This is a genomic window from Micromonospora haikouensis (assembly GCF_000876225.1).
GTDB lineage: Bacteria > Actinomycetota > Actinomycetes > Mycobacteriales > Micromonosporaceae > Micromonospora > Micromonospora haikouensis.
Map to the genome: position 1 here is coordinate 548,378 of NZ_JXSX01000001.1, position 22,339 is coordinate 570,716.

Annotated in this window: 19 protein-coding genes; 16 read left to right on the forward strand and 3 right to left on the reverse strand. The window is 74.1% G+C overall.

Going from position 1 to position 22,339, the window contains the following annotated elements; genetic code table 11:
* The first annotated feature begins 50 nt into the window (after positions 1 to 50).
* The 7 genes from TK50_RS02420 (at position 51) to purB (ending at position 8,489) form a co-directional block, all read left to right on the forward strand.
* Complete coding sequence (locus TK50_RS02420; protein WP_043961188.1) at positions 51 to 1,343, forward strand: acetyl-CoA C-acetyltransferase; 1,293 nt, start codon at positions 51 to 53, stop codon at positions 1,341 to 1,343.
* 142 nt (positions 1,344 to 1,485) lie between these two features.
* Positions 1,486 to 2,586: a glycosyltransferase family 2 protein gene (locus tag TK50_RS02425; RefSeq protein ID WP_043961191.1), complete on the forward strand. Its 1,101-nt coding sequence runs from the start codon at positions 1,486 to 1,488 to the stop codon at positions 2,584 to 2,586.
* On the forward strand, positions 2,579 to 4,939 hold the full coding sequence (locus TK50_RS02430) for a hypothetical protein (RefSeq protein ID WP_144420134.1): 2,361 nt from the start codon (positions 2,579 to 2,581) through the stop codon (positions 4,937 to 4,939). The genes TK50_RS02425 and TK50_RS02430 overlap by 8 nt, the downstream gene beginning before the upstream one ends.
* A gap of 154 nt (positions 4,940 to 5,093) precedes the next feature.
* Positions 5,094 to 5,954, forward strand: coding sequence for a TNT domain-containing protein (locus TK50_RS02435; RefSeq protein WP_158499146.1), 861 nt, complete (start codon positions 5,094 to 5,096; stop codon positions 5,952 to 5,954).
* Positions 5,955 to 5,982: 28 nt separating this feature from the next.
* Entirely contained in the window at positions 5,983 to 6,234 is a 252-nt protein-coding gene (locus tag TK50_RS02440; protein WP_043961194.1) for a hypothetical protein, read from the forward strand.
* Positions 6,235 to 6,309: 75 nt separating this feature from the next.
* Positions 6,310 to 6,981: a hypothetical protein gene (locus tag TK50_RS34320; RefSeq protein ID WP_052503576.1), complete on the forward strand. Its 672-nt coding sequence runs from the start codon at positions 6,310 to 6,312 to the stop codon at positions 6,979 to 6,981.
* 83 nt (positions 6,982 to 7,064) lie between these two features.
* Positions 7,065 to 8,489, forward strand: a complete 1,425-nt coding sequence (gene purB, locus TK50_RS02450; RefSeq protein ID WP_043961196.1) for an adenylosuccinate lyase — start codon at positions 7,065 to 7,067, stop codon at positions 8,487 to 8,489.
* A 176-nt stretch (positions 8,490 to 8,665) separates the two neighbouring features.
* Here purB and TK50_RS02455 read toward each other — a convergent pair whose 3' ends face one another.
* Both TK50_RS02455 and TK50_RS02460 read right to left on the reverse strand, forming a co-directional pair.
* Positions 8,666 to 9,187 carry a YbjQ family protein gene (locus tag TK50_RS02455; RefSeq protein ID WP_229405842.1) on the reverse strand — a complete coding sequence of 174 codons (522 nt, stop codon included), beginning with the start codon at positions 9,185 to 9,187 and terminating at the stop codon, positions 8,666 to 8,668.
* A gap of 69 nt (positions 9,188 to 9,256) precedes the next feature.
* A complete protein-coding gene (locus TK50_RS02460; protein ID WP_043961198.1) occupies positions 9,257 to 9,940 on the reverse strand; it encodes a S1 family peptidase in 684 nt (227 codons plus the stop codon).
* 366 nt (positions 9,941 to 10,306) lie between these two features.
* Here TK50_RS02460 and purS point away from each other — a divergent pair, with 366 nt between their 5' ends.
* The 4 genes from purS to TK50_RS02480 all read left to right on the forward strand — a co-directional run bounded on the left by purS (position 10,307) and on the right by TK50_RS02480 (position 15,016).
* Entirely contained in the window at positions 10,307 to 10,570 is a 264-nt protein-coding gene (purS, locus tag TK50_RS02465) for a phosphoribosylformylglycinamidine synthase subunit PurS (protein ID WP_043961200.1), read from the forward strand.
* Positions 10,567 to 11,250, forward strand: a complete 684-nt coding sequence (purQ, locus tag TK50_RS02470) for a phosphoribosylformylglycinamidine synthase subunit PurQ (RefSeq protein WP_043961201.1) — start codon at positions 10,567 to 10,569, stop codon at positions 11,248 to 11,250. The genes purS and purQ overlap by 4 nt, the downstream gene beginning before the upstream one ends.
* A gap of 64 nt (positions 11,251 to 11,314) precedes the next feature.
* A complete protein-coding gene (purL, locus tag TK50_RS02475) occupies positions 11,315 to 14,251 on the forward strand; it encodes a phosphoribosylformylglycinamidine synthase subunit PurL (protein WP_043961203.1) in 2,937 nt (978 codons plus the stop codon).
* 3 nt (positions 14,252 to 14,254) lie between these two features.
* Positions 14,255 to 15,016, forward strand: a complete 762-nt coding sequence (locus TK50_RS02480; protein ID WP_043961205.1) for a 2-phosphosulfolactate phosphatase — start codon at positions 14,255 to 14,257, stop codon at positions 15,014 to 15,016.
* 141 nt (positions 15,017 to 15,157) lie between these two features.
* Here TK50_RS02480 and TK50_RS02485 read toward each other — a convergent pair whose 3' ends face one another.
* Complete coding sequence (locus TK50_RS02485; protein ID WP_241773905.1) at positions 15,158 to 17,383, reverse strand: carboxypeptidase-like regulatory domain-containing protein; 2,226 nt, start codon at positions 17,381 to 17,383, stop codon at positions 15,158 to 15,160.
* A 160-nt stretch (positions 17,384 to 17,543) separates the two neighbouring features.
* On the opposite strand from TK50_RS02485, the gene TK50_RS02490 reads away from it, so the two are divergent.
* The 5 genes from TK50_RS02490 to amcA all read left to right on the forward strand — a co-directional run bounded on the left by TK50_RS02490 (position 17,544) and on the right by amcA (position 22,265).
* Positions 17,544 to 17,909, forward strand: a complete 366-nt coding sequence (locus TK50_RS02490; protein WP_043961208.1) for a sterol carrier family protein — start codon at positions 17,544 to 17,546, stop codon at positions 17,907 to 17,909.
* Between the two features lie 158 nt (positions 17,910 to 18,067).
* Positions 18,068 to 19,606, forward strand: a complete 1,539-nt coding sequence (purF, locus tag TK50_RS02495) for an amidophosphoribosyltransferase (RefSeq protein WP_043961210.1) — start codon at positions 18,068 to 18,070, stop codon at positions 19,604 to 19,606.
* 64 nt (positions 19,607 to 19,670) lie between these two features.
* Positions 19,671 to 20,825, forward strand: coding sequence for a phosphoribosylformylglycinamidine cyclo-ligase (gene purM / locus TK50_RS02500; RefSeq protein ID WP_043961212.1), 1,155 nt, complete (start codon positions 19,671 to 19,673; stop codon positions 20,823 to 20,825).
* 131 nt (positions 20,826 to 20,956) lie between these two features.
* A complete protein-coding gene (gene amcB / locus TK50_RS02505; RefSeq protein ID WP_305071966.1) occupies positions 20,957 to 22,063 on the forward strand; it encodes a cyclophane-forming radical SAM peptide maturase AmcB in 1,107 nt (368 codons plus the stop codon).
* Complete coding sequence (gene amcA, locus TK50_RS02510; protein WP_043961216.1) at positions 22,032 to 22,265, forward strand: multiple cyclophane-containing RiPP AmcA; 234 nt, start codon at positions 22,032 to 22,034, stop codon at positions 22,263 to 22,265. The genes amcB and amcA overlap by 32 nt, the downstream gene beginning before the upstream one ends.
* Positions 22,266 to 22,339 lie beyond the last annotated feature (74 nt).

Consider the following 22,339-nt stretch of genomic DNA (forward strand, 5'->3'; position numbering starts at 1 on the left):
AGCCTACTGGCCAGTAGGTTGTGGGCAAGCCCTGAAACGGAGGCGGGATCGTGCAGAGCATCCGGCGGGTCGCGGTCATCGGCGGCAACCGCATCCCCTTCGCCCGGTCCAACTCGCGGTACGCCAGCGCGTCCAACGCCGACATGCTCGGCGCGGCCCTCGACGGGCTCGTCGCGCGGTTCGGGCTGGCCGGGCAGCGGGTCGGCGAGGTCGTTGCCGGGGCGGTGCTCAAGCACTCCCGGGACTTCAACCTCACCCGCGAGGTGGTGCTCGGCTCGAAGCTCGACCCGCACACCCCGGCGTACGACATCCAGCAGGCGTGCGGCACCGGTCTGGAGGCGGCGATCCTCGTCGCCAACAAGATCGCCCTCGGGCAGATCGAGGCCGGCATCGCCGGCGGCGTCGACACCACCTCCGACGCCCCGCTGGCCGTCAACGAGGAGCTGCGCCGCACCCTGCTCCGGCTCAACTCCGCCCGCACCCTCGGCGAACGGCTGAAGATCGCGGCGAAGCTGCGTCCGCTCCAGCCGTTCCAGCCGGAGATCCCGCGCAACGCCGAGCCGCGCACCGGGCTGTCGATGGGCGAGCACGCCGCCCGCACCGCCCTGCGCTGGAACATCGACCGGCAGGCCCAGGACGAGCTGGCGCTCCGCTCCCACCAGCGGCTCGCCGCCGCGTACGAGCGGGGGTTCTTTGACGACCTGCTGACCCCCTACCTGGGGCTGACCCGGGACCAGAACCTCCGCCCCGACACCACCGGAGAGAAGCTGGGCTCACTCAGGCCCGTCTTCGGCCACCGGGGCCCGGACGCCGAACAGGCGACCATGACCGCCGGCAACTCCTCCCCGCTCACCGACGGCGCGTCCACGGTGCTGCTCGCCTCCGAACAGTGGGCGGCCGAGCGCAACCTGCCGGTGCTCGCCTGGTTCTCCTGGTCGGAGACGGCGGCCGTCGACTTCGTGCACGGCGACGAGGGGCTGCTGATGGCCCCGGCCTACGCCGTGCCCCGGATGCTGGCCCGCGCGGGGCTCACGTTGCAGGACTTCGACTACTACGAGATCCACGAGGCGTTCGCCTCGCAGGTGCTGGCGACCCTCGCCGCCTGGGAGTCGCCGGAGTTCTGCAAGGACCGGCTCGGCCTGGACGCCCCGCTCGGGTCGATCGACCGGGACAGGCTCAACGTCAACGGCTCGTCCCTGGCCGCCGGCCACCCGTTCGCCGCCACCGGCGGGCGGATCGTCGCCACGCTGGCCAAGCTGCTCGCCGAGTCCGGCTCGGGGCGGGGGCTCATCTCGATCTGCGCGGCCGGCGGCCAGGGGGTCACGGCGATCCTGGAGCGCTGACGCCCGGCCCCGCCTCGCCTCGCCGCGGCTCGCCGCGCTGATCCGCCGCCGTCCGGCCGTCCGGTGCCGGGCGGCCGACGTTCACCGGGCGTTCAACTCGGTGTGTGGCTGTGGTGGCCTCGGGCCGGCAGGGTGGCCGGCGATGGACATCAGCGCAGCCGGGGCAGCACCGGACCTGTCCGTGGTCGTCCCCATGTACAACGAGCAGGACGTCGTCGCGGTGTTCGTCGAGCGGCTCCGGCCGGTGCTCGACGGCACCGGCACCACGTACGAGGTGGTCGCCGTCGACGACGGCAGCCGCGACGCCACGGCCCGGCTGCTGCTCGACCACGCCCGGTCCTGGCCCCAGCTCCGGCTGGTCCGGCTGCGTCGCAACAGCGGCCACCAGGCCGCCCTCACCGCCGGCCTGCACCGGGCCCGGGGCCGCTGGGTGGTCAGCATCGACGCCGACCTACAGGACCCGCCCGAGGTCATCCCCGAGATGCTGGCCACCGCCCGCGACCGGGGCGTCGACGTCGTGTACGGGGTGCGCGCCGACCGCAGCACCGACACGCCGTTCAAGCGCGGCACCGCCGGCCTGTACTACCGGCTGATGCGGCGCATCGTCGGCGCGGACCTGCCCGCGCAGGCGGGCGACTTCCGGCTGGTCAGCCGCGACGTGGTGGAGGTGCTGCGGCGGCTGCCCGAGCGCACCCCGGTCTACCGGCTGCTGGTGCCCTCGCTCGGCTTCGCCGCCGCCGAGGTGCGCTACTCCCGCGCGGCGCGGGCGGCCGGGGAGACGAAGTACCCGCTGCGCCGGATGATCGCGCTGGCCTGGGACAGCACGGCGAACTTCACCGCCGCGCCGCTGCGGCTGGCCACCTGGCTCGGCGTGGTCAGCTTCGCGGCCTGCCTGGTGCTGGCCGTCCTCGGCCTGGTCGCCTACGCCGACGGCGCGACCATCCCGGGCTGGACCTCGCTGTTCGTGGCGGTGCTGCTGTTCAGCGCCGTCCAGCTGATCTGCCTCGGGCTGCTCGGCGAGTACGTCGGCCGCATCTACCGCACGGTGCAGGACCGCCCCACCCACCTCGTCGGCTTCGACTCCGCCGAGGTGCCCTTCGAATCCACCGGGGTCCCCTTCGGCTCCGGCGAGGCTCCCTTCGGCTCCGGCGGCGCATCCAGCCCCGGCGGGGTGCCCGTCGACCCGGCCGGGGCGTCCGACGCGCCGGCCGTGGCGGTGGCGGCTGGCCGGGCCGGTGACTGAACCGGCGGTGCTGACGCAGGGCCCGCCGCTGGCGTCGGACGCGCCCGCCCCACACGACGCACCGGCGGGTCGGGGCGGCCCGCCGGCCCGCCGGGTCGCGGCGGCCCTCGCCTGGGCCACGGTGCTCGCCGCGCTGGTCGCCGGCTGGTGGTGGACGGGCACCCCGGGCGGCGACGTCGCCCGGTACGTCGCGTACTGGTCGCTCGCCCTGGTGCTGCCGGGCACGCTCGTGCACCGGGCGCTGCGGGGCAGCCGGGGCAACCTGCCGGAGGACCTGGGCTACGGTGCCGCCGTCGGCCTGCTGCTGGAACTCGCCGCCTGGGCGCTCGCCACGGCCACCGGCACGCAGCCGGCGCTGCGCTGGTGGCCGGTGCCGGTGCTGGCGCTGTTCGTCGCGGTGCCCCGGTTGCGCCGGCACTGGCGGATCGCCCAGCCCCGGCCGCTGCCGCTGCGCTGGACGGTCGCGGTCGCCGGGGTGCTGGTCCTCGTCGTGGCCTGGGCGGCCGTGGGCTGGCGAGCGAACCCGCTGCCGCCGGTGGACCACGTCTACTACCAGGACCTGCTCTACCACCTGGGGCTGGTGCACGAGCTGACCCGGACCATGCCCTTCGAGCTGCCGCAACTCGCCGGGGAACCGCTGCGCTACCACTACCTGGTCGACGCGCACCTGGCCAGCGCCAGCATGATCACCGGCACGGCACCGGCGACGGTCCTGCTCCGGCTGTGGCTGGTGCCGGTCGCCGCGACGGCGGTCGTCGTCACCGCCGGGCTGGCCCGGGACCTCAGCGGGCGCTGGTGGGCCGGCCCGGTCGCCGCGGCGACGGCGTACCTCGGGGTGTCGCTCTCCCTCGGCTCCGCCGCGACGGCCAGCGGCACCCTCCCGCTGTCCGTGGAGAGCCCCTCGCAGACGTACCTGCTGCCCCTGCTCCTGCTGCTCACCGGCGTCTGCGCGGACGTGGTGCGCGGCCGGCGACCCGGGTGGGGGTGGGTGCTGGTGCCGGCGGCGGGCCTGGCCGTCGCCGGGGCCAAGTCCAGCGGCCTGCCCCCGCTGATCGCCGGCGTGGCGCTGGCCGGGGTGGTCGTCGGCCGGCGGGCCCGCCGGGTGCCGTGGGCGGTCGTGTCGCTGTTCGCGGTGCTGGTCGCGGCGATGGCCGTCGGGTACCGGCTGTTCGCCGGGGGCGGCGCGGGGGTGCTCTCCCCGCAGGTGTTCGGGGTGCTGCGGTTCCTCGCGCCGTGGCGGGAGACCGTCGGCGCGGGCGGGGGCATCGCGGCGGGCGGCCTGCTGCCGCCGGGGCTCGCGGCGGCCGGCGCGGCCGGGTGGCTCTTCGCGCTCGCCGTGCTGGGCTGGTGGCTGGCGCTCCAGGCGCCCCGGTACGTCGGCGTGCTGCTCCTGGCCCGCCGGGGCACCCGGGGTGACCCGGCGGCGTGGCTGCTGGCCGGGGCGCTGCTGGCCGGGGCGGGCGGTGCCTGGTCCTTCTTCCACCCGTCGGTCAGCCAGCTCTACTTCTTCCTGGCGGTGGTCCCGTTCGGGGCGCTGCTGACCGCGTGGCTGCTGGCCGAGGCACGCCCGTGGTGGCCGGTCGTGGCGGTCGCGGCGACCGTGGGCGCGGCGGCCCAGTGGCTGCTCGACCCGTTGGCCCCGTCCGAGCGGACCCGGCGGGCCTGGCTGTGGGCGATGGCCGTGCCGGCGGGCCGGGTGCTGCTGCTGGCCGGCGTCGCCGCGCTGCTGGCCGTCCTGCTCGCCGGGCTGCGGCACCGGGGCGGGCGGCCGGCGGGGGCGTCGTGGCGTGCCCGGGCGGCGGTGGCCGGGGTGGTCGCCGCGCTCTGTGGGGCGAGCGTGGCCGGCGGCCTGGAGTGGACCGCGCGCCGGATCGGGGACCCGCCCCGGGCGCTCACCGCCGCCGAACGCCCCTGGGCGCTCACCCGGGACGAGGCGCGGGCCGCCCTCTGGCTGGACGCCCACGCCGACCCGGCTGACGTGGTGGCCACCAACGTGCATTGCCGGCCGGTGCGGACCGTCGCGCACTGCGACGCGCGGGCCTTCTGGGTGAGCGGGCTGGGCGGCCGGCGGACGCTCGTGGAGAGCTGGGGCTACACGGACGAGGCCCTGGCCGGGCACGCCCGCGACGGCTTCTCGTACCCCCGGCAGCCCGCCCCCGACCCGGAGCTGTTCGCCCGCAACGAGCGGCTGTTCACCGCGCCGACCGCCCCCGAACTGGACCGGGCGCGCCGCGAGGACGGCGTGCGGTGGCTGCTCGCCGACTCGGCCGCCGGCCCGGTGTCACCGGAGCTGGCCCGGCTCGCCGAGGTGGGGTTCGTCGCCGGCCCGGTGACCGTGTACCGGCTGCGCTGACGGTCACCGGCCGCGCTGACCGCGTGCCGGCCGCTGGCGGCGGGTCGGCTGCGCTGACCGACCTCTACCGGTAGAAAACCGCACGAAGACTCACATTCCAGTCCCGATCTCCAGAAGATGAGGGCAGCTCCTGTCCCTTTTCTGGAGGTTTGACGTGAAAATACCTCGTTGGGCCTTGGCGGCGCTCTCCGGCGCGGCCCTGGCCCTGCTTCCCGCCGTGGCGGCCCAGGCCGCCCCGATCGACACCGACCAGGGCACCCGGCTCATCGCCGACCGGTCCTCCGCCGCCGGCCTCGGCGCCGGCTTCTGGGGTTCCGGTCTCCCGGGCTCCGGCGACGTGGCCCCCACGGGCCCCGCCCAGCCGCAGCCGCCCGTGGGCGACAGCCTGTGCCGCCCCGGCGTCCCGCCGAACGCGCCGCCGACCACCCAGTTCTACGACAACAACCCGCTGCTCGGCCCCGCCACGCTGCCCACCGCGCCGCCGGTCGGTCCACTGCTCGCCGGCTACCAGCGCTTCGGCGGCCTCACCGAGTCGCAGTTCCTCCAGCAGTACGGCAACGCCACCCAGACCGCGTACGTCTATCCGCCCGCGAACGGCTTCGTCCTCGGCCCGAACGGGGTGCCGATCAAGGCGAAGCAGACCCTGCTGCCCGGCTACCGCCTCGACCGCTTCGGCTTCCCGGGCGGCGCGTTCCTCGCCCCGCTCGGCACCCCGTTCAGCGCCCGGTCGCTGCCGCCGTCGAACCTGAACACGCCGGCCGACGCGCCGCTGGCCAACTACCACGTCTACTGCGTGGTCAAGCCGTTCCCGGTGGACTCCGGGCCGATCGCCCCGTGGTTCGCCCAGCCGGGGATGGGCACCCAGTTCCAGCTCAACCCGGCGTACCTGCCGCAGGCCGGGGGCAACCTGAGCGTCACCTGGCTGCTCGCGCACGGTTTCCTGGTGGAGGAGAACCTGGAGGCGGCACCGTGCGCCGTCCCGCTCCAGCGCGGCGGCGTCCCGGCCGTCTGCTGACGTCGAATCGGATGAACGGAGGTCGGGTGTGGACCGGCATCACGTACGCGCCGCGCTGCTGGCGGCCGGGTTGTCCCCGGACGCCTTCGAGATCGAGGGCGTGCACGAGCACGTGCCGGTCCCGCCCGACTTCTGGTTCCTGCGCCGCTCACCCGACGGACGCTGGGAGATCGGCCTGTACGAACGCGGGACGCACGACGTCCGCCAGGCGTACGACTCCGAGGAGGCCGCCGCCGCCGGCCTCTACACGGCGCTGACGGGTCGGCCCGCGCCGTACTGATCCCTGTTGCCGGGCGTCCCTACTGTGGATCCAGCCCGCCCGGACGTCACCGGCGGCACCCGTCAAGGAGTGGCCATGCCCGGTCGAGTCCTGCTCCGCCCCGCCCACCTCGCCCCCGTCGTCCTCGGCCTGGCCGTCGCGCTCACCGCCGCCGGCTGCGCGTCCACCGCGACGGGTTCCGGGGAATCCACCGCGAAGACGACCGTGACCGAGGCGCCCGGCGACGCGCCGGCCTCCGCCGGCTCCGGTTCCAGCTCCGGCGACAGTGGCACCGGCACCGGCACCGGCTCGACGGGCGGCGGTTCCACCGGTGGCGGATCCACGGGCGGTGGCTCGACCGGCGGCGGTTCCACGGGCGGCGGGTCGACCGGCGGCGGGTCGACCGGGGGTGGCAGCAACGGCGGCGGGTCCGGCACCAAGTCCAGCGGCCCCACCATCGGATACTTCCGGGTCGCCCAGAAGCCGACCTGCCCGGCCGGGACCAACGTCAACCCGATCGCCGGCACCCCGGTCGTCGTGGAGTGGAAGACCGGCAACGTCGACTCGGTCGCCCTCTCGGTCGACGGCCCCGGCGTGTACGGCGACAACTACCCGCCGGCCGGCAGCGAGACCCTGAACTTCCCCTGCTCCGGTGGCGAGGGCGACGTCCAGGAGCACACCTACACGCTGACCGTCCGCAACGCGCACGGCAAGCAGTCGAAGACCATCATGGTGACCGCGAAGGTGCACGACATCCCGCGCGTCTGACCAGCGACGTCACGCCGGCCAGCCCCGCCGCCACGGGTGGGCTGGCTCGGGCGGCGGTCCGGGCGTGCGAGAGAATGAGGCACGTGACGACGATCCCGAACGTGCTCGCCCACCGGTACGCCTCGCCCGAACTGGTCGCCCTCTGGTCGCCGGAGGAGAAGGTGCGGATGGAGCGGCGGCTCTGGCTCGCCGTGCTCCGCGCCCAGCGGGACCTCGGCGTGGCCGTTCCCGACGGCGTGGTCGAGGCGTACGAGCGGGTGCTCGACGACGTCGACCTGGCCTCGATCGCCGAGCGGGAGCGGGTCACCCGGCACGACGTGAAGGCCCGCATCGAGGAGTTCAGCGCGCTCGCCGGGCACGAGCACGTGCACAAGGGGATGACCTCCCGGGACCTCACGGAGAACGTCGAGCAGCTCCAGGTCCGCGCGTCGCTTGAGCTGGTGCGGGACCGGGTGGTGGCCACCCTCGCCCGGCTCGCCCGGCTCGCCAACGAGCACTCCGGCCTGGTCATGACCGGCCGGTCGCACAACGTCGCCGCGCAGGCCACCACGCTGGGCAAGCGCTTCGCGTCGGCCGCCGAGGAGCTGCTGATCGCGTACGAGCGGCTGGAGGACCTGATCAACTGGTATCCGCTGCGGGGGATCAAGGGCCCGGTCGGCACCGCCGCCGACCAGCTCGACCTCTTCGACGGCGACGCGGACAGGGTGGCCGAGCTGGAGCGCCGGGTCGCCGAGCACCTCGGCTTCGCCCGGGTGCTGGACAGCGTCGGCCAGGTCTACCCGCGCTCGATCGACCTGGCGGTGCTCGCCGCGCTGGCCCAGGTCGCCGCCGCGCCGTCGTCGCTGGCCACCACGATCCGGCTGATGGTCGGTCAGGAGCTGGCCACCGAGGGCTTCAAGCCCGGCCAGGTGGGCTCCAGCGCGATGCCGCACAAGATGAACACCCGGTCCAGCGAGCGGGTGAACGGCTTCGCGGTGATCATCCGGGGTTACCTGTCGATGGTCGGCGAGTTGGCCGGCGACCAGTGGAACGAGGGGGACGTCTCCTGCTCGGTGGTCCGCCGGGTGGCCCTGCCGGACGCGTTCTTCGCCGCCGACGGGCTGTTCCAGACGTTCCTCACCGTGCTCGACGAGTTCGGGGCGTACCCGGCGGTGGTCAACCGGGAGCTGGAGCGCTTCCTGCCCTTCCTGGCCACGACGAAGATCCTGGTCGCGGCGGTGCGCCGGGGCGTCGGCCGGGAGGCGGCGCACGAGGCGATCAAGGAGCACGCGGTCGGCGTGGCGCTGGCCATGCGGGAGCAGGGCGCCACCGAGAACGACCTGTTCGACCGGCTGGCGGCGGACGACCGCCTGGGCCTGTCCCGCGCCGACATCGACGCGCTGATCGCCGACCGGACGGCCTTCGTGGGCACCGCCGGTGCCCAGGTCGACCGGGTGACCACCCGCATCGCCAAGATCGCCCTCACCCACCCCAAGGCAGCCACCTACACCCCACCCCCCATCCTCTGACCCACCCCCGCCCCCGCCCCAGTTCGCCCCCCCCGCTCCCCGGTTCGCCCCGGTGATCAAGAGATTTGCGTCATGTTGGAGATCAACTCTGACACTTTTCTCTTGATCACCGACCCGGGGGGACCCGACGCGGGCCCGGCCGGGGCAGGGTGGGGTGGGTGGGTGGGGTGGGTGGGTCACGCGTTGCGGGTGGGGGTTTCGGCGGCCGAGGAGAGGTTGGGGGCGCTCGCCGGTTCGGCTATGCCGCCCGGGGCCTCGGCGATCGCCGGGTCGTGTGCCGTGTCGGCGGCGATCATCGGCTGGTCCGGGGGCATGACGTCCGGGGTCTTGGCGGCCACGATGACGGCGGTGCCGTACGCGCAGATCTCCATCCACATCTCGCCGCAGTCCCGGCTGTCGAAGCGCATGCCGATCACGGCGTTCGCGCCGAGGCGGCGGGCCTCCTCGCCGAGGCGGGCCACCGAGTCCGTACGCCAGCGGGTCAGGTTGTCCGGCGCCATGGGGTCGTACGCGCCGCCGCGGAGGTTCTTCACCCCCTCGCGGTACGGGTTGCGCGTCCTGGCCATCGAGGACACCACTTCGCCGAGGATCTGGCGGATCTCGTAGCCGGGCAGTTGATCCGTCGTCACGACCAGCACGGTTCTGATGCTGTCGCACCGGCGGGCGGCGGTTCGTCGGCCGTGGTCACCTGATCGGATGCTGCAAAAGGGGTCGGCGCGGACGGCCGGCGCTTAGCCGACCATCCGCGCCGAGCCGGGCGCTAACCGTCAGACACCGGCCACGGAGGTGATCCAGGCCCGGTTGTACGCGACACTGCCGTAGTTCTGGATGCTCACGCCGTCGGCGGTGGAGGCGACGCCCACCTGCTGGCCGTTGTAGAACTGCGGGCCGCCCGAGTCGCCCCGCCACGCGTTGCCGTTGACGGCGGTGCTCCGGATCGCCTGGCCGCCGTACGCGTCGGTGACGCTCGTGCTGGTCACCCGCACGCTGGCGGTCTTGAGCTGGCTGGACGCGCCGCAGCCGCTGTAGCAGGTCATGCCCCAGCCGTAGATCGTGTTGGTGGAGTTGACCGGCGGGTTGCTGCTGGCCAGCGACACGGTGGAGGTGGTCACCGCGCTGGAGAGCCGCAGCAGCGCCAGGTCGTAGCGGGTGTACGAGGCGCTCACGGTGCGGGTGGTGCCGCCCGAGGCGTAGTAGACGCTGCCGATCCGGACGGACATGGTGCCGCTGACGCAGTGCCGGGCGGTGAGTACCCACGTCGAGGCGATCACGCTGCCGGAGCAGGTGAAGGAGCCGTTGCTGAAGACGGCGGCGGCCCACGGTGCGGAGGAGACGGTGCCGCCGCCGATGATGGGCTGGGGGCCGGCCGGTGCGGCGGTGGCGGCGCTGGTGACGCCGAGGACGCCGGCCAGGGCGGCACCGGCCACGGCGAGCAGGGAACGGATACGCATGGGGACGTACTCCTTGCCTAGGACCCGGGGTCGCCGGGTCGGTCGTGCCGGCGGGCGCGGGGGTCACCCGCCAGGGTCTTCATTGACCTGTATCGATGGATACTAGGGGTGACCACTTCTGGCGGCAAGGCTTCGATCGAGACTAGCCGATGTAACAATTTGGCGACCACTGGCGTGGTGAACCGCCTGCTCCGGGACGTTTCGCGTGGGATCGGACACGGTGCGGCCCCGCGTCCCGCCGGTTATGTTGATCACTGCCTGAACCGCGCCCGGCCGGTGCGGCTGAGGCGGTATCTGCCAGGTAGGCTGGCTGCGCTCGCCCGTTGTGGGTCGGCACCCAACTGCGTACACAGTCAGGAGTGCCCAGTGCCTCGCGTCGTCGTCGACGTCATGCTCAAGCCCGAGATCCTCGATCCTCAGGGCCAGGCCGTCGCAAACGCGCTGCCCCGGCTCGGCGTCAGCGACGTCGCCTCTGTCCGGATCGGCAGGCGGATCGAGATCGACTTCACCGGTGAACCGGACCTGGACCGGGCCCGGGAGATCGCCGACAAGCTGCTCGCCAACCCGGTCATCGAGGACTTCACCGTCCGCCTGGTCGAGACCGACGAGACCGCGGGCGCGCACCCGTGACCGCCCGGGTCGGTGTGGTCACCTTCCCCGGCTCGCTCGACGACGGGGACGCGGCCCGTGCCGTCCGGATCGCCGGCGCCGAGCCGGTCCGGCTCTGGCACGGCGACCCGGACCTGCGCGGGGTGGACGCCGTCGTCCTCCCCGGCGGCTTCTCCTACGGCGACTACCTGCGCTGCGGGGCCATCGCCCGGTTCGCGCCGGTGATGGAGACCCTGGTGGACGCCGCCCGGGGCGGCCTGCCGGTGCTCGGCATCTGCAACGGCTTCCAGATCCTCTGCGAGGCCCACCTGCTGCCCGGCGCGCTGACCCGCAACCAGCACCTGCACTTCCGCAACCGCGACCAGGTCCTGCGGATCGAGGCGGCCGGCACGGCGTGGACGAACGCCTTCCAGGCCGGCCAGGAGATCCTCATCCCGGTCAAGAACGGCGAGGGCTGCTACGTCGCCGACGCCGCCACGCTGGACCAGCTGGAGGCCGAGGGGCGGGTCGTCGCGCGCTACGTCGGCGGCAACCCCAACGGGTCGCAGCGCGACATCGCCGCCATCACCAACCCCGCCGGCAACGTGGTCGGCATCATGCCGCACCCCGAGCACGCCGTGGAGGCGCTCACCGGCCCCTCCCTGGACGGCCTCGGCTTCTTCACCTCGGTGCTCAAGCACCTGGTGGGGGCGCCGGCGTGACCGTGCGCGGCACCAACGGTCGGCTCCACCGCCCCTGCGGCGGCGAGCGCAGCGAGGAGAGGTCATGACCACCCATCCGGACCCGGCGGTACGGGAGACCCCGGGCGGCCTTCCGGCCACCCCGGCGGAGCCCTTCGCGGCCACCGTGGCGCCGCAGGCCGGCCCGGTCGACCCGGCCGCCCGTCCCGGCGAGCCGGTCCACCCCGAGTCGTCCCGGCCCGTCCCGGCCGCCGACTGGGCGCACGGCCTGGACACCGTGCCGCGCGCCGTCGAAACCCCCGAGGAGCTCCAGCCGTACGCCGAGCTGGGCCTCCGCGACGACGAGTACGACCGGATCCGGCAGATCCTCGGCCGGCGTCCCACCCAGGCCGAGCTGGCCATGTACTCGATCATGTGGAGCGAGCACTGCTCCTACAAGTCGAGCAAGGTGCACCTGCGCCAGTTCGGCGAGAAGGCCCCGCCGAGCGACCGGCTGCTGGCCGGCATCGGCGAGAACGCCGGTGTGGTGCAGGTCTCCGACGAGCTGGCGGTGACCTTCAAGGTCGAGTCGCACAACCACCCGAGCTTCGTCGAGCCGTACCAGGGCGCGGCGACCGGCGTCGGCGGCATCGTCCGGGACATCCTCGCCATGGGCGCCCGCCCGGTCGCCGTCATGGACCCGCTGCGCTTCGGCGCGGCCGAGCACCCTGACACCGCCCGGGTGCTGCCCGGCGTGGTGGCCGGTGTCGGCGGCTACGGCAACTGCCTCGGCCTGCCCAACATCGGCGGCGAGGTCGTCTTCGACCCCTGCTACCAGGGCAACCCGCTGGTCAACGCCCTCTGCCTCGGCGTGCTGCGGGTCGACCGGCTGCAGAAGAAGGAGGCCACCGGCCCCGGCAACGTCGTGGTGCTGATGGGCGCCCGGACGGGCCGTGACGGCATCGGCGGCGTGTCGGTGCTGGCCAGCGCCACCTTCGACGAGGGCAGCGAGCAGCGCCGCCCGTCCGTGCAGGTCGGCGACCCCTTCATGGAGAAGCTGCTGATCGAGGCGTGCCTGGAGCTGTACGACGCCGAGCTGGTCGTCGGCATCCAGGACCTCGGCGGCGCGGGCCTGACCTGCGCGCTCACCGAGACCGCCGCGTCGGCCGGCACCGGCATGCGGGTCTGGCTGGAGCGGGTTCCGCTGCGCGAGGCGTCGATGGAGCCGCAGGAGATCCTGGCCAGCGAGTCCCAGGAGCGGATGCTGCTGGTCGTCGCCCCGGACAAGCTGGAGGCGGTGCTCAAGACCGCCGAGAAGTGGGGCGTCTGGGCCACCGCGATCGGCGAGGTCACCGCCCCGTCGCCGGACGGCCGTCCCGGCCGCCTGGTGATCACCTGGCGCGACCAGCTCGTCGTGGACGTCCCGCCGGGGTCGCTGGTCGACGACGGTCCGGTCTACGCCCGCCCGATGCGCGAGCCGGCCGACCTGATCCTGCTCCAGGCCGACCGCGCCGAGACGCTGCCCCGGCCGTCGACGCCGGAGGCCCTGCGCGAGACCGTGCTGCGCATGATCGCGTCGCCGAACCTCGCCGACAAGACCTGGGTCACCGAGCAGTACGACCGGTACGTGCTGGGCAACACCGTGCTCGCCCAGCCGGAGGACTCCGGCGTGATCCGCATCGACGAGCACACCGGCCTCGGCGTGGCCCTGTCGCTGGACGGCAACGGCCGGTACGCCCGCCTCGACCCGTACCACGGCACCAAGCTGGCGCTGGCCGAGGCCTACCGGAACGTGGCCGTGACCGGCGCGAAGCCGATCGCCGTGACCAACTGCCTCAACTTCGGCTCGCCCGAGGACCCGGGCGTGATGTGGCAGTTCGCCGAGGCCGTGCGCGGCCTGGCGGACGGCTGCCTGGAGCTGGGCATCCCGGTGACCGGCGGCAACGTCAGCTTCTACAACCAGACCGGCGCGGCGGCGATCCACCCCACCCCGGTGGTGGGCGTGCTCGGCGTGCTGGACGACGTGGCCAGCCGGGTGCCGATGGGCTTCGTCCCGCGCACCGGCGGCGACCACGACCAGCTCTTCCTGCTCGGCGAGACCCACGTGGAGCTCTCCGGTTCCGAGTGGGCCTGGGTGACCCACGAGCACCTCGGCGGCATCCCGCCGCAGGTCGACCTGGGCCGCGAGCGGCAGCTGGCCGACCTGCTGGCCGAGGCGGCCCGGGTCGGGCACCTCAGCTCCGCGCACGACCTCTCCGACGGCGGTCTCGTGCAGAGCCTGGTCGAGTCCTGCCTGCGGCGCGGGGTCGGCGCGGTGATCGCGGTGCCGGAGCAGTTCGCCGGCGGCTCGATGCCGTTCGTCTTCCTGTTCAGCGAGTCGGCCGGGCGGGCCCTGGTCTCGGTGCCGCGCGGCCACGAGAAGGCGTTCACCGCGCTCTGCGCCGAGCGCGGGGTGCCGTGGGAGTTCATCGGCGTCACCGACCCGGCGGGCGGCGCGCTGGAGGTGCGCGACCAGTTCCGGATCGGCCTGGACGAGCTGTCCGCCGCGCACACCGCCACGCTGCCCCGGCTCTTCGGCGGGTCGGAGCCGGCCGAGTCGGCCACCCCGACCGCGCGGGCCACCGCTGCGGTGCCGGTCGCCGCTCCGCCCGCCGCCGTGACCCCGGCCCAGCCGGTTTCCGTGACCCCGGTGGAGCCCGCCGTCGCGGCGGCACCTGCCGCTGCGACGACGCCGGCACCGCCCGCCGTGGCGACGCCGGCCGACGACGAGGCACCGTCGGCAGCCGGGTCGCCTGCCCCGCAGGCTGCCGGAGCACCGGTCGCGGTCGCGGACGCCGAACCGGCCGCGCCCGGCGAGCCGACTGCCGCCGACGCGGCTGCCCCGGCCGCCACCGACCCGTCCCCGGGCACCGACGCAGCGCAGCCGACCGACGGTGGGACGCCGCCGGCCGGGGCCGAGCCGCAGCGGGTCGACGGCCCGGAGGCGACCGACGGCTCCGACTCCGGTGAGGCAGGTCCGACGGCCGCGCCCGACCAGCGCTGAGGCGTGACCGCGACGGTCTACGTCCAGCCCGGCTCGGGTGCCCGGTTCGACTGGGGGCTGGCCGGCGCGGCGGAACTCGGCCGGGTCTGCGCCGTCCTGGTGGTGGTGGACGTCCTGTCGTTCACCACCGCCGTGGAGGTGGCGGTCGCCCGGGGCATGCGGGTGCACCCGTTCCCCTGGGGCGAGCAGGCCGCCGAGTACGCCCGCCGGGTCGGCGCCGTCGCCGCCGTGGGCCGCCGGCAGGCGACCCCGGACCAGCCGTGGTCGCTCTCCCCGGCGGCCCTGCGCACCGCGCCGGCCGTCGCCGACCTGGTGCTGCCCTCGCCCAACGGCTCGGCGATCAGCGCCGCCGCCAGCGCCACGGGCCTGCCGGTGGTCGCGGCCTGCCTGCGCAACGCCCGCGCCGTCGGGCGCTGGCTGACCGACCAGGGGTACGGCTCGATCGACGCCCCGGTCGGCGTGGTGGCCTCCGGGGAACGCTGGCCGGACGGCTCCCTGCGCCCGTGCGTGGAGGACCAGCTCGGGGCGGCGTGCGTGCTCGACGCGCTCTCCGGCGTCCCCGGCGGGCTGTCGGTGGAGGCGGCGATGACGCTGGCCGCGCTCGCTGCCACGCCGGACGTCCCGGCCGCCGTGCGCGGCTGCGTCTCCGGCCGGGAACTCGTCGAGGGCGGCTTCGGCGGGGACGTGGAAGTGGCCGTCCAGGTCGGCGTGTCGGGCGTGGTGCCGGTGCTGCGGCAGGGCGTCTTCTCCGCGGCCCGGCTCTGAGCGGGGCTGAGGCGTCTTCTCCGCGGCCCGGCTCTGAGCGGGGCTGACTCGGCTCACGCGTACCGACGAAGAAGGCGGCTCCCGGTTTCCGGGCAGCCGCCTTCTTCGTCGTCGCGTTGCGCGGGCCGTGGCCCGCGTCGGTCAGTCGTCCAGCCAGTCCAGCCGGCGACCGCCCCGGTCCTGCTGCTGCGGGGGCGGCGGGGCGTCGGGCCGGCCCCGGCCTTGCTGCTGGGCCTGGTCGCCGTAGTAGCCGCCCTGCTGCTGGTCGTAGCTGGTGGGCTGCTCGTAGCCACGGTCGTCGTAGCCGCCGCCGCGCTGCTGCGGGGGCTCCTGACCGTAGCCACCCTGTTGGCCGTAGCCGCTCTGCTGACCGTAGCCCTCGGCGCCGTATCCGCCGCGCTGGTCGTAGCCGCCCTGCTGCTGGCCGGCGTCGTAGCCGCCGCCCTGCTGGCCGTGCTGGCCGTAACCGCCGCCGTAGCCGCCACCGGTGGGCTCGGCCGCGCCGTAGCCGCCGGTGGGCTCGCCGCCGCGCCCCCCGTACTGCGGGGGCTCCGGCTGGCCGTAGCCGCCGTGACCCTGCTCCGGCTGGTAGGTGCTGGTCGGGTACGGGTCCGCAGCGGGCGGCGGGTAGGAGGAAGCGGTGTCGCCGGTGTACCGCCCCGTCGGCTCGTCGTAGCGCTCGCCGCCGTAGCCGCCACCGCCCTGGCCCGGGTACCCGCCGGCCGGCGCACCTGCGGGCGCGCCGTAGTCGCGGTTGCCGTAGCCGCCGCCGGAGGAGGTCGGGGCCTCGGCACCGTACCCGCCGGGGTTGCCGTAGCCGCCGCCCGAGGCCGGGGCACCGCCGTAGCCGCCGCCGGAGGCCGGGGCGGAGCCGTACCCGCCCGACGCGGGGGCGCTGCCGTAGCCGCCGCCGGACGCCGGCGCGCTGCCGTAGCCGCCGCCCGAGGCGGGTGCGTCGGCGCCGTAGCCGCCCGCGTTGCCGTAGCCGCCGCCCGAGGCAGGGGCGTCGGCGCCGTAGCCGCCGCCAGGGTTGCCGTAGCCGCCCGAGGCCGGGGCACCGCCGTACCCGCCGCCGGAGGCCGGGGCGTTGCCGTACCCGCCGGCCGCGCCGTAACCGCTGGTCTGCGGCTCGTCGCCGTAGCCGCCGCCGGCCCAGCCGCCCTGCTGCTGGCCGCCAGCGCCGTACGGGGCCGGCGGAGCGCCGTAGGGGTCCGGCGGGACGTCGTCGACGACCGGCCGGTGCATCATCGTCGGGGCGTCGCTGAGCGAGGTGCCGCCGACCATCGTCGGGTCGGGCCCGGCACCGACCCGGTTCACCACCCGCGTCTGGTCGTCCGCCCCGCCGTACGCCCCCCGGGCGGCCGGGATCGTGCCCGCCGCCGCAGCGCCGCTCTTCGGCGCGTCGTCGACGTCGTCGCCGTTCTCCCGGCGCTTCATCCAGAGCAGCACGATGGTGCCGACGCCGATCGCCACGAACAGGCCGCCGAGCAGGATGAGCAGCCACGACATGCCGCTGTCCTCCTCGGTGGAGGCGGCGTTGTTCGCGGCGCCGGGGGCGGCCTCCGTCGGCTCCTCGGTGGCGTCGTCGGTGGCCTCGTCGGAAGGCAGCGGCTCCTCGCTGGCCGACGGGCTGGGGCTCGGGCTCACCTCGACCTTGATCGCGAGGCTGAGCCGCTGCCCGGTCACGCTCTGCCCGGCGCTGGCGGTGAAGGACTTCGCAACCCTGACCTCGCCCTGGATCGCGCCGATGTCGAGCCGGCCGGGGGCGATGGGACGGGAGGTGCTGCCGGTGAAGCTGAAGTTGCCGCTGCCGTTGCTGGTGGTCTCGTAGCGGTGCCCGGCGCTGTCCTGGAGCATCACGACGGCGTTCGGCACCGCCTCGCCGTTGGCCGCCGCGACCACCTTGCCGGAGACCGACTTGACGGTCTGCGTCTGGGCGGGGGTGGTCGGCGCGGCCTTGCCCTTGACGTTGAGCTGGAAGCTGCCGGTGGTGGAGTCCGACTTGTCGGGCTGCACCTGGACCGTCACGTTGATCCCGCCGGCGTCCGGCGCGCTGTCGCTGGCCTTGATCGTCAGGAGCTGGGTCCTCGGGGCCTGGCCGTTGAAGCTGATCTGGCCGCAGCCGCCCGTGCAGCTCACGCCGGCCGGCAGCCCGGTGAGGCTGATCTGGGCGCTCGCGTCGTCGTTGCCGGGCGTCACCTTGACGCTCACCGTGGCGTCGCTGCCCGCGTTCAGGTTGATCGAGCCGGGCGTGACGCTGACCTCGGCGGCCAGTACGGGTGTGGCGGGGACGGCGAGCAGGGCGCCGATTGCCAGCGCCACGACCACACCCGCCCGCTGCTGCCAGGCACGTCGGTGTGTTGACACGTCCACCGCCTTCCGGTCTGACTTCCCTCCGCCGGCGGGGCGCCGGGCCGGGGATCATCACGGTACGAATACGCCGTCGGCAACTATGCCTTGTCTGACCGGATCGGCGCGACCCAGGGCCAGCGTCGAAAGCGCCGGAGGCGGGTCGTATCGTCCCGTCGTGTCCTCTCCGCACATTAAGTCCGCAGCGGTCGCCGAGGCGCTCGCCGCGCTCGACGAGGGTCGTACCCCCGAACGGCTGGTGTTCCGGGAGGCGGTCCGTGCCTTGTTGACCGCCCTCACGGAGCGTGCCCCCGGCCGATCGGTGGAGGTGCGTGTCCCACCTTACGGTGCAGTTCAGTGCATTCCCGGTCCCCGACACACCCGGGGAACCCCGCCGAACGTCGTCGAGCTGGATCCGACCACCTGGCTGGAGCTGGCGACGGGCCGGCGGAGCTGGGCGGACGCGGTCACCGAGGGTCGCGTACGGGTCAGCGGGGTCCGTGCGGACCTCTCCGCGCACCTTCCGCTCCACCTGGGCGAATAGTCCCCCCATGCGAACACGGAGAGGAGGCGAATCGTGACTTTCTGTATTGACACCGATTCGCGTACACTGTCAGGCGACGACAGTGGTCCCGGCCGGGCAACGCGGACCAGCACATCCGTCCGGCCCGGCCAGTCCCGACCAGCATGAGGGAGCGGCAGGTGCCCCGAGGCGACGGCCGGCTGAGCCACGATCTCGATCCCCAACGACCCGGCCCCCAGGACGCCTGCGGCGTCTTCGGTGTCTGGGCGCCCGGGGAAGAGGTCGCCAACCTCACCTACTTCGGGCTCTACGCCCTCCAGCACCGTGGCCAGGAGGCCGCCGGGATCGCCGTCAGCGACGGCTCCGGGGTGGTGGTCTACAAGGATCTCGGCCTGGTGGCCCAGGTCTTCGACGAGCCGACCCTGGCGAGCCTGCGCGGGCACCTCGCGATCGGGCACGCGCGCTACTCGACGACGGGCGGCTCGACCTGGGAGAACGCCCAGCCGACCATCCGGTCCACCAGCGCGGGCACCACCATCGCGCTGGCGCACAACGGCAACCTGGTCAACACCGCCGAGTTGCAGCGCGACGTGGCCGAGCGGGGCCTGGCCGCCGACGGCTCGACCAACGACACCTCGCTGGTGACGATGCTGCTGGCCAGTCGTCCGGATCTCTCGGTCGAGGCCGCCGCGCTGGAGGTGCTGCCCCAGCTGCGCGGGGCGTTCAGCTTCGTCTTCATGGACGAGTCGACGCTCTACGCCGCCCGCGACCCGCACGGCGTGCGCCCGCTGGTCCTCGGCCGGCTGGAGCGCGGCTGGGTGGTGGCGAGCGAGACCGCCGCGCTCGACATCGTGGGTGCGAGCGTGGTTCGCGAGGTGGAGCCGGGCGAGCTGATCGCCATCGACGAGAACGGCCTGCGCTCGGCCCGGTTCGCCGCGCCCGAGCCGAAGGGCTGCCTCTTCGAGTACGTCTACATCGCCCGCCCGGACGCCACCATCGCCGGGCGCAACGTGCACGCCGCCCGGGTGCAGATCGGCCGCCAGCTCGCCAAGGAGCACCCGGTCGAGGCCGACCTGGTCATCCCGGTGCCGGAGTCCGGCACCCCGGCCGCCATCGGCTACGCCGAGGAGTCCGGCATCACCTACGGCGCCGGCCTGATGAAGAACCCGTACGTCGGCCGGACGTTCATCCAGCCGTCGCAGACCCTGCGCCAGCTCGGCATCCGGCTGAAGCTCAACCCGCTGCGGGAGAACGTGCGGGGCAAGCGGCTGGTGGTGGTCGACGACTCGATCGTGCGTGGCAACACCCAGCGGGCGATCGTGCGGATGCTGCGCGAGGCGGGCGCGCTGGAGGTCCACGTGCGGATCTCCTCCCCGCCGGTCAACTGGCCGTGTTTCTACGGCATCGACTTCGCCACCCGGGCCGAGCTGTTGGCCAACGGGCTGGACAACGAGGGCATCCGGCGGTCCATCGGCGCCGACACGCTGGGCTATGTTTCGTTGCCCGGCCTCATCGCCGCGACCGAGCAGCCGAAGACCCGGCTCTGCCGGGCCTGCTTCGACGGGGAATACCCGATCGAGCTGCCGGCCGGGAACCTGATCGGCAAGCACGTGCTCGAAGGGGTGGGACGCCGGGTCGCCGATGCCCCGGACGCCCCCGGGCACGACGTCCCACCGCTCGTCGCCACTTCGGGCGGCGCGACCGTACACCGCCAATAGCACCGCCCGACGCGGGCCGACCGGCCACCGCCGGACCCCGCGAGAACCACAAAAGGGGAGAACCGTGACGCACGTTTCCGAGCGCAGCGGCACAGGAAGCAGCCCGACCGGCGCCGGCGGTGACCGCCAGCCCTGGACGGCCGGCAACGGCCGCCCGGCGCGCAAACGCTCGGTCTCGTACGCGGACGCCGGCGTCTCGATCGAGGCGGGCGACCGCGCGGTCGAGCTGCTCAAGTCCAAGGTCAAGCAGACCCGTCGCCCGGAGGTCATGGGCGACCTGGGCGGCTTCGCCGGCCTGTTCCGGCTGGACACCAAGAAATACAAGAACCCGATCCTGGCGTCCTCCACCGACGGGGTGGGCACCAAGCTGGTGATCGCGCAGCAGCTCGACATCCACGACACGATCGGCATCGACCTGGTCGCCATGGTCGTCGACGACCTGGTGGCCTGCGGGGCCGAGCCGCTGTTCCTGCTCGACTACATCGCCTGCGGTGAGGTCGTCCCCGACAAGGTGGCCGAGATCGGCGCGGGCATCGCCGACGGCTGCCGGTACGCCGGCTGCGCGCTGCTCGGCGGCGAGACGGCCGAGCACCCCGGCGTGCTGCGTCCGGACGAGTACGACGTCTCCGCCACGGGCGTCGGCGTGGTGGAGGAGAGCGAGATCCTCAGCCCGGATCGGGTGGAGACCGGTGACGTGGTCATCGCGATGCGCTCCTCGGGCCTGCACTCCAACGGCTACTCCCTGGTGCGGCACGTGCTGCTGGGCGCGGGCCGGATGCGGCTGGACGTGGTGATCGAGGACTTCGGCCGCCAGCGCACCCTCGGCGAGGAGCTGCTCACCCCGACCAAGATCTACGCCCAGGACTGCCTCAAGCTGATCGCCGAGGCCGAGGTGCGGTCCATCGCGCACGTGACCGGTGGCGGCATCCCGGGCAACCTGGTGCGCATCCTGCCGGAGAACGTCGACGCGGTGGTCAACCGCTCCACGTGGAAGCCGCAGCCCATCTTCGACCTGATCCAGTCCAAGGGCCGGATCGAGGACAACGAGATGGAGTCGACGTTCAACATGGGCGTCGGCATGTTCGCGATCGTCTCCGCCGAGGACGCCGACCGGGCGTTGGCCACGCTGACCGGCCGGGGCGTGGACGCCTGGCAGGCCGGCGAGATCATCGAGGGCACCGGCAAGGTGCAGATGGTCGGCCAGCACACCCGGGGTTAATATCGAGGGCCATTGATTTGCTCGGCGTCTGGTCGGGGGTTCACCCGAGCGGCCGTCGCCGCCTAGCCTGAGGGGCACCCTTCGGGTCGGGAAGGAGGGCGATGGCTGCTCGGGGACGGCCGTCCAGCGGGATGCGGGGGATCTCCCCGGTCCCGTCGTACGTCGTGATGCAGCCGACGACCCTGTGCAACCTCGACTGCGCATACTGCTACCTCCCGATGCGGGCGGTCGACCGGCGGATGCCGGTCGCGGTCGCCGAGGCGGTCGCGGCCTCGGTGAACCGCTGGGCGGAGGCCGGCCGCTTCTCGGTGGTGTGGCACGGCGGGGAGCCCCTGGCCGCCGGCCGGGAGCACCTCGCCGCGCTGATCGCCCCGTTCGGCCCGGAGGTCGAGCACCACGTGCAGACCAACGCGACCCTCATCGACGACGCCTGGTGCGAGTTCCTCGCCGCGCACCGGGTGCGGGTCAGCGTGAGCGTGGATGGGCCGCGCGGGCGCAACGGCGACCGGGTCACCCGGGCTGGCCGACCGGCGTACGACCGGATCGTGCGTGGGGTGGCGGCGCTGCGCCGGCACGGGCTGCCCTTCTCGGCCCTGGCCGTGGTCAACGACCCGGAGCCGGGCCGGGCCGCCGAGCTGTACGACTACTTCCTCGGCCTGGGCTGCGAGGTGCTGGGCGTCAACATCGAGGAGACGGAGGGGGTGAACACCCGGGGCAACGCCCACGAGGCAGCGCAGGTGCGGGCGTTCTGGGCGGAGCTGGTGGCCGCCTGGCGTCGGGACCCCCGCATCCACCTGCGTGAGGTGGAGTGGTCGCTGCGGTACGCGGCGGCGGTCCTCGACGGCACCGCCGACGGGCTGCTGCCCCGGCGGCTGGACCCGATCCCCACGGTCGGCTACGACGGCTCCGTGGTCGTGCTCTCCCCGGAGCTGGCCGGCTTCTCCGACCCCCGGTACGGCGACTTCAGCAGCGGCAACGTGCTGACGACCCCGCTGGCCGAGATCGTGGCCGGCGCGGAGCGGACGACCGGTTGGGTGGGTGAGTTCCTGGCCGGCGTGGAGGCGTGCCGGGCGTCCTGCCCTTACTTCGGGTTCTGCGGGGGCGGGCACGCCGCCAACCGTTACTTCGAGCTGGGGCGTTTCGACGGTACGGAGACCGAGCACTGCCGCAACAGCAAGATCCGCCTACTGGAGGGAGTGTTGGACCATGCCCGAGAACACCGGACACCGGCAGTCTGAGCGCGTCGGAGGGGCCACGGAGGGCCCGGTCGTCGACCGGGTGCGGGATGCCGCCGACGGGCTCGTCGCGCTGCTCCAGGAGGCGGAGGACGCGCGCCGGCTGCGGTCGGAGGCGGCGGGAGAGGGCACGGGCGCGGTGTGCGCCTGGAACCACTTCGAGAACATCCCGACGTTCTACAACTGGAACAACCGGCCCCGCTGAGGGTACGGCTCCGAGATCAAGGACCTGCCGATCGCCCGGAACGGGGTCCGGTGGACAGATCCTTGATCATCGGT

Coding starts and splice junctions, on each gene's coding strand:
- TK50_RS02425 (WP_043961191.1), top strand. CDS start 1,486: ATGGACATCAGCGCAGCCGGGGCAGCACCGGACCTGTCCGTGGTCGTC.
- amcB (WP_305071966.1), top strand. CDS start 20,957: ATGCGGGGGATCTCCCCGGTCCCGTCGTACGTCGTGATGCAGCCGACG.
- TK50_RS34320 (WP_052503576.1), top strand. CDS start 6,310: ATGCCCGGTCGAGTCCTGCTCCGCCCCGCCCACCTCGCCCCCGTCGTC.
- amcA (WP_043961216.1), top strand. CDS start 22,032: ATGCCCGAGAACACCGGACACCGGCAGTCTGAGCGCGTCGGAGGGGCC.
- purL (WP_043961203.1), top strand. CDS start 11,315: ATGACCACCCATCCGGACCCGGCGGTACGGGAGACCCCGGGCGGCCTT.
- TK50_RS02460 (WP_043961198.1), bottom strand. CDS start 9,940: ATGCGTATCCGTTCCCTGCTCGCCGTGGCCGGTGCCGCCCTGGCCGGC.